The following is a 6,932-nucleotide window of genomic DNA, read 5'->3' on the forward strand; positions in this document are numbered from 1 at the left end:
GACGACTCACGATGTTCACAGGGCCGCGACGATACGCCGGCGCAGTTCACCGGCGGCTGCGTCCTCGAGCGGCAGCATCGGTGGCCGCGGCTCCCCGGCGTCGATACCGATGCTGCGCAGCCCCGACTTGACGGTGGTCGGCAGCCCGCGGCCGACGATCGCGTCGAGGACGGGCCGGATGCGCCGGAACACGGCCGCGGCCGCCGCCGACTCCCCCGCGTCGACGAGACGGCGGAACTCGACGATCTGCCGGGGGATCAGGCACGGCGCCACCGTGCACCAGCCGACCGCACCGGCCGCGAAGGCCTGCAGCGCGAGCGGATTGCGGCCGTTGAAGAACGGCAACTCGCCGCCACCGAGGTCCCGGAGCCGGTGCATACGGGTGATGTCCCCGCTCGACTCCTTGACCATCGTGATGCCGTCGACCGTCCCGACGAGGTCGGCGAGGAACTCCGGGGACATGTCGATTCCGGTGGTCGCCGGATTGTTGTAGACCATCACCGGGATCGAGATCGCGTCGGCGATCGCCGTGAAGTGCCGCCGCAGTTCCGTCTCCGTCAACCGCCAGTAGGACATCGGCAGCGCCATCACCGCGGTCGCGCCGACGTCCTCGGCGATGCGGGCGCGGTGGACGGCACCCGCGGTGGTCAGGTCGCTGACGCCGACGACCGTCGGAACCCGGCCGGCGACGTACTCGACGGATTCCCGGGCGACGGCGTCCCACTCCCCCCGATCGAGGTACACGCCCTCACCGGCGCTACCGAGTGGGGCGACGGCGTCGACACCGGCCTCGATCATCCGGTCGATGAGCAGGTGCAGGACCGCGACGTCGACGACCTCGGTGTCACCGGGTCGGAACGGAGTGACCGGGTAGGCGACGATGCCGCGCACGACGGGGTTCACGACGACGCCGCCGCCCGACCGGGATCGGTGATCGCGTCCGGGTGGGATCGGAGTGCCCGACGCGCGTAGTAGCCGAAGTTGATCTCGCTGCGCCGCGGCGCGAGTGTCCAGTCGTGCGCCTCCTTCGCCAATCGCGGCGGGAGCGGTTTGATCTCGCCTGCGGCCATCGCGAGCAGTTGCAGTCGGGCGGCCCGCTCGATGAGGTGCGCGAGCGAGCACGCCTCCTCGATCGTCGATCCGACGACGAGCTGGCCGTGGTGGGCGAGCAGGATCGCACGCTTGTCGCCGAGTGCGCCCGCGATGATCTCGCCTTCCTCGTTGCCGACCGGCACACCCGGCCAGTCCGGCAGGAACGCGCAGTCGTCGTACAACGGGGCCGCATCCATCTGCGAGACCACGAGTGGCACCTCGAGCATCGACAGCGCCGCCGCGTGGAGTGGATGGGTGTGGACGATGCAGGCGACGTCGGGCCGGGCACGGTAGATCCAGCTGTGGAACCGGTTGGCGGGGTTGGGCATCCCGTCGCCCTCGAGGACCGCGAGATCCTCGTCGACCAGCAGCAGGTTGTCCTCGGTGATCTCGTCGAAGCCGAGTCCCAGACGCTGTGTGAGGAACGTTCCCGGGGCGGTGCCGCGCGCCGAGATCTGGCCCGCCAATCCTGAGTCGTGACCGGCGTCGAAGAGTGCGCGGCAGGTGAGCGCGATCTTCTGCCGATCGGTCCAATCGTGTGTCGGAACGTTCTCGATCATGGCCGCTTTCGCGGTCTCCATCAGTTCGGCCTTACCCAGGCCCATCGTGGTTGCCATGTCGTCTCCCTTCCGCACCCAGCGAGGACACACTGACAACAATAGGACACCTTGTGTCCTATCGGCAACGGGTATCCCGCCGACTAGACTCGGATCGCGCCGGGCGACCCCGCCCGGACCCCCACCGGACAGAGGAGTCGACGAGGTGGTGACGTTCCTGCGGGCGCATCGACGCCGGGCCGGACTGACCCTTGAGGCCCTCGCCGAACGCACCGGACTCACCAAGAGCTACCTGTCGAAGGTGGAGCGGGGCATCAGCACCCCGTCCATCGCGGCCGCCCTCGGCATCGCACGAGCACTCGACGCCGATGTCGGTCAACTGTTCTCCGACGGCCTCGACGGCGAGACCATGACCGTCGAACGTCACGACGAGCGACTGCCCGCCGCGGACGCGGGGGCGGCGGTGTACGACGCGATCGCCGCCCGCATGATCGGGAAAGCCATGCAACCGTTCGTCGTTCATCCGACGACGGAGGACGGCACCGATTTCATGGAACACCCCGGCGAGGAATTCGTCTTCGTCACCGAGGGCACCGTCGACGTGAGCCTCCCCGATCGGGTGATCACCCTGCACCGCGGCGACAGCCTGTACTTCGATGCCAACACCCCGCACCGGATGCGGTCGACCTCACCGCACCGTGCGGCACTGCTGGTCGTCGTCCACGACGCACAGTCGACACCCGGCGCCGGGACCGCGTCGGCCCAGCGGCGCTGCGGGCCGTCCGTCAGGACAGTTTGACGGCCTTCGCGATCGGCAGGACCCGCTGCTGGTTGTCGACCCATTCGCGCATCACGACCATCTCCTCGCGGCGTTGCACCGAGTCCCACGTGGCCATCTCGATGTTCCCGACGAGGTTCTGGCTCTCCTTGATCACACGTTCCCGCTTGGCCTCCACGATACGGTCGCGGTACCGCTTGACCGAGATCCGCAGATCCTGCATCGCGTCGATCTCACCCTTGATGACCTCGATCGGACGCAGCACGTCGTCGTCGAGTTCGGCCGGATCCTCGATGCCGGCGGCGACGAGACGCTGCTTGAACAGGTGGATGCGGTAGATGTCGTTGTGGATCTTGCGGGCCACGTCGTCGAGCTTCTCCGGGGTGATCCGGATGGCCGCGACGGCATCGCCGGCCCAGTCGAGGAACGCCTTGAACAGGGCGGTCTCGGTGGCCAGGTACACCAGCAGCGCCACCTCGGTGAGGACCTTCGGGTCGTCCGGGCGCGGCCGGCTCTTGACGCTGAGCAGCTCGCCCTTGACCAGCACCTCGTGCTTGGGGAACACCCGGTGCAGCAGATCCAGGTAGACGCCCGGACTCACCTTCTTCGCACGGATCCGGGCGATACCGAGTTCGTAGCGGGCCGTCCACTCGCCGCCGTCGTTCGGGATGTCGTACAGGAACACCCGGATCGGGTCGCCGTGCGAGAAGGACACCTCCGCGTCCGCGCCGCTGTCGGACGGGTTCGCGCCGGTCTCGTCGGACACCGGATCGTCCGGCGTGGTGTCGGGTTCCATGGTGCCGCCGGAGCGTTCGTCGTCGGTCGCCATCGTCAGTGGGCGGCCGCGTACGCCTCGACGACGTCGGCCGCGATACGGCCGCGGGTCGAGACCGGGTATCCGTTGCCGGCGGCCCATTCGCGGATCACCTGGGAACTCGGGGCGGCGGACGTCTTCGCGACACGGGTCGGCTGCTGCCGTCCGCCGACCCTCTCCGCGTGCCGGATGTAATAGTCCAGCTTCCGATGGAACTCGGTGGCGTTCTTGTCGTTCAGGTCGATCGTGTACTCGACGCCGTTGACCGCGAAGCTGATCGTTTCGCCGCCGAAGTCGATCGGCTCACCATCAAGATCATCGATGAGCTCGACAATTACCTTCTGTGCCACGTGTTACTCCCGAGGTTCACCAAGCAAGCTGCATCGGAAGCCTACGGGACAACGTCGGACACAATTCGACGTGTCTCACCGTCGAGTCAGCGCCGACGGCACCGCCACCCCGGACACCGCAGCCTTCGCGTACTCGACATCCTGCTCCGGTTGCGCGCCGCTGACCCCGATCGCGCCGACAACCTCCCCGCCGACCATCACCGGCAGCCCACCGGGCAGCGTCGTCATCGTCGGCCGCGTCTGGTCGTCGATCAGGTCCGCGAGCGCCGGATACGCGTCGGCCAACCCCGCATACGCGGTCGTCGGAATCCCCATCAGCGCCGACGTCGCCGCCTTCGACCGCGCCACCCCCGCCGTGAACCAGGCGGCACCGTCGTCCCGGACCACCAGCAGATCGTGGCCCCGCGCGTCGACGACGGCGACACTGACCCGGCTCCCGTCCCGCCGCGCCGCCTCCAACGCCGCCTCCACCGCAAGCCGGGCCGCGGCCAGATCCAACTGGACTGCCATACCAACATCCTCTCTGTGCGCCTTTTTGGTAGTAACCACTACCAAAAAGGCGCACGGGTGCGCAGCACCTACAGGTCGATACCGGCCACGTCGGCCGCGATCTGCAACGCCAGATACTTGCTGTAGTTGCGCACCAGCATGAAGTTGCCGCCGTGGATCCAGAACCGGTCGTGTCCGGACCGTCGCCACACCGACCGCACCTCGCCCTCGTCGTCGAGGCCCCACACCGGACCGCACGCGTCCGCGACGGCGTCGCCGAGGACCCGGCGGGCGGTGTCGAGAATGCCGCGGAACCCGGTGGCGCACACGATGGTGTCGGCGGGGACGTGGGTCCCGTCGGACATCAGCAGTCCGTCCGCGACGAGACGTTCGATCTTCGCTCCGGACACCAGCGAGATCCGGCCGTCCACGATCATCGGGGCGGCACCGACGTCGATGTAGTAGCCGCCGTTGCGGGTGAGGAACAGCATCATCACACCGGCCCCGTCCGGGCCGCCGTCGTGGGCGAACCCGCGGGCGGTGAGGCCGTCGAGCAGATCCCGGTCGTCGACGGCGAGCGCGGTCACCCCGGCCTGCAGTCCTGCCAGGAACTCCGGGTCGCGGCGCGCGGTGGCGGCGTCGAGGAGGTCGGCGACGTCGGTGCGGGTGTGCTCGCCGTACCGGGCCCGACCGCGTTCCGACAGCGCACGCCCGCTCACCACATGGGTGGGGCCACGCTGGACCAGCGTGACGTCGGCACCGGATTCGTGGAGGTCCTGCGCGATGTCGTGGCCGCTGTTGCCCGTCCCGATCACCACTGTGCGGGTGCCGCGACGGGCGGGATCGGTGCGGTAGCGGCTCGAGTGCAGCAGTTCTCCGGCGAAGTCCTCGGCGCAGGGGAACTCGGGCAGCACCGGTTCGGTGCCGCTCAGCCCGGTGGCCAGCACGACGTGCTGCGGGTGCAGGGTGCGGCGGGTGCCGTCCCGGTCGATCTCGACGGTCCAGCGGCGCGTGTCCGGGTCGAACGTGGACGACACGATCTCCGACCGGGTCCACACGTTCAACTCCAGTGCCCGCGCATAGATGTCGAGCCAGTCGCCCATCTTGTCCTTGGGCGTGAACACCGGCCACGACTCCGGGAACGGCAGCAGCGGAAGATGGTTGGACCAGACGGCGTCGTGCAGGACCAGCGAGTCGTAGCGGCCGCGCCAGTTGTCCCCGACCCGATCGGCCCGGTCCACCAGCAGGGTCCGCACCCCCAGGACACCGAGTTGCGCGGCCAGGGCCAGACCCGAATGCCCGGCACCGATCACGAGGACGTCCGGATCGGCGTCGCCGCAGTCGATTTCACGTTCCCGCCGTGCCGACCAGTACTCGATGCGACCTTCCGGCATCTCCGAGCCGTCGGGGCGACGGTCACCGGTGGCCGGTTCGTGGCCGGTCAGCGTGTCGAGTGCGGTGAGCAGGTTCCGGGCCCGCCAGACGCCGTCGTCGTCGCAGATCAGTCGGGCGACGCCGCGCACGTGCCCGAGGCCGGTGTCGAAGCGCAGCAGCAGTCGGACACCCGCCCCGCCGGGCAGGGCAACGGGGTCGGTGTCCGGGTCTAGGCGCACGTCCCGCACCTGCCGGGTCCGGGCGACGGCGAGGACCTCGCCGATCCGGTCCCCGTGCAGACTGCGCAGGTCCCCGGTGAACGCGAGCAGATCGCGCCACCACAGATCCTGATGCAGCACAGGACCGGCGTCGGTGTCGGCGCACAGCAGGTCCGCGAACCGCGTCAGCCACTGCTGCGCGATGCCGGAGGCGTCGAACGGGGAGTGATCCGAGTGTGTCGTCATGACGGTCCTTCCGAAAGTGTGTCAGCGAGTGGTGAAGCCGGCATCGACCTTGAGTTCGGTGCCGGTGACGAACCGCGCCTCGTCGGACGCCAGGAACAGCACCGCATTCGACACGTCCTCGGGATGCACCCACGGGACGGGAATGGCGTTGGTACCCGCGAACATCGGGGCCACCTGCTCCTTGGTCGGGTGCGCGACGCCGGGCAGGAACAGGCCGAAACAGCGGTCGTTGATGATCATGTCGGTGTCCGTGGCGCCCGGATGGACGGTGTTGACGCGGATCCGGTGCTCGCCGAGTTCCCCGACGAGGGTGCGCATCAGTCCGACGACACCGTGCTTGCTCGACGTGTACGCAGCCGCCTTCGGCGTACCCTTCAGTCCTGCAGTGGAACTGGTGACGATGACCGATCCGCCGTCGCCCTGCTCGATCAGGTGCGGGATCGCCGCCTTGCACGTGTGCCACACACCCTTGAGGTTCACGTCGTGGACGTCGTCCCATTCGGCCTCGGTGATCCGGTGTGCCGGTTCACCGCTGACGAAGATGCCGGCGTTGGCGACGACGATGTCGAGACGGCCGAGTTCTGCCACACCGCGGTCGACGACCGCCTGCACGGCCGCGAAGTCCCGGACATCGGCGTCCGCGGCGACGATGCGCCGGCCCAACTGCTGCACGCCACGGACCGTCTCGGCGAGATCGTCGGCAGTGGCGTGCGGATAGAACCGGGTGACGGTGTCGATGCCTTCCGCCAGATCCAACGCGATGATGTCGGCGCCCTCGGCGGCGAGACGAAGCGCATGGCTGCGCCCCTGCCCGCGCGCGGCCCCCGTCACGAACGCGACCTTCCCCGCAACCCGACCCGTCATCCCGCCTCTTTCCGAAGAACCGACATTGGGCCTTACCCCCGGATAGTGGACACAGGGGTGGATTACGCTGCGTCGCCGATGCTATCGGAGAAGTGGCGTTCGTAGGCGTTCGGGGATGTGTTGTCGCAGTAGGAATGCCGACGTCGCGTG

At 68.7% G+C, this 6,932-nt stretch carries 8 protein-coding genes; 1 reads left to right on the forward strand and 7 read right to left on the reverse strand.

The genetic code is table 11. The annotated features are described in order from the left end of the window. Positions 1–15 precede the first annotated feature (15 nt). Positions 16–903, reverse strand: coding sequence for a dihydrodipicolinate synthase family protein (locus E0497_RS19280; protein ID WP_137726418.1), 888 nt, complete (start codon positions 901–903; stop codon positions 16–18). Next, positions 900–1,709 (reverse strand): aldolase, encoded by an 810-nt coding sequence (locus tag E0497_RS19285; RefSeq protein ID WP_137726419.1) that lies wholly within the window; start codon positions 1,707–1,709, stop codon positions 900–902. Before E0497_RS19285 ends, E0497_RS19280 begins: the two co-directional genes overlap by 4 nt. 145 nt (positions 1,710–1,854) lie before the next feature. Here E0497_RS19285 and E0497_RS19290 point away from each other — a divergent pair, with 145 nt between their 5' ends. Continuing rightward, positions 1,855–2,448, forward strand: a complete 594-nt coding sequence (locus E0497_RS19290) for a helix-turn-helix domain-containing protein (protein ID WP_137726420.1) — start codon at positions 1,855–1,857, stop codon at positions 2,446–2,448. Here E0497_RS19290 and E0497_RS19295 read toward each other — a convergent pair. From E0497_RS19295 to E0497_RS19315, 5 genes are all read right to left on the reverse strand, one after another. After that, positions 2,435–3,256 (reverse strand): hypothetical protein, encoded by an 822-nt coding sequence (locus E0497_RS19295; protein WP_241665980.1) that lies wholly within the window; start codon positions 3,254–3,256, stop codon positions 2,435–2,437. The genes E0497_RS19290 and E0497_RS19295 overlap by 14 nt on opposite strands. A 2-nt stretch (positions 3,257–3,258) precedes the next feature. Then, entirely contained in the window at positions 3,259–3,591 is a 333-nt protein-coding gene (locus E0497_RS19300) for a histone-like nucleoid-structuring protein Lsr2 (RefSeq protein WP_137726421.1), read from the reverse strand. Positions 3,592–3,666: 75 nt separating this feature from the next. Beyond that, positions 3,667–4,101 carry a GlcG/HbpS family heme-binding protein gene (locus E0497_RS19305; protein WP_137726422.1) on the reverse strand — a complete coding sequence of 145 codons (435 nt, stop codon included), beginning with the start codon at positions 4,099–4,101 and terminating at the stop codon, positions 3,667–3,669. Between the two features lie 68 nt (positions 4,102–4,169). Continuing rightward, on the reverse strand, positions 4,170–5,918 hold the full coding sequence (locus tag E0497_RS19310; RefSeq protein WP_137726423.1) for a flavin-containing monooxygenase: 1,749 nt from the start codon (positions 5,916–5,918) through the stop codon (positions 4,170–4,172). A gap of 21 nt (positions 5,919–5,939) precedes the next feature. Continuing rightward, positions 5,940–6,782, reverse strand: a complete 843-nt coding sequence (locus E0497_RS19315; RefSeq protein WP_137726424.1) for a mycofactocin-coupled SDR family oxidoreductase — start codon at positions 6,780–6,782, stop codon at positions 5,940–5,942. Positions 6,783–6,932: the final 150 nt, after the last annotated feature.

Origin of the sequence: Prescottella subtropica, assembly GCF_005434945.1 — a bacterium.
GTDB classification, from domain to species: Bacteria; Actinomycetota; Actinomycetes; order Mycobacteriales; family Mycobacteriaceae; genus Prescottella; species Prescottella subtropica.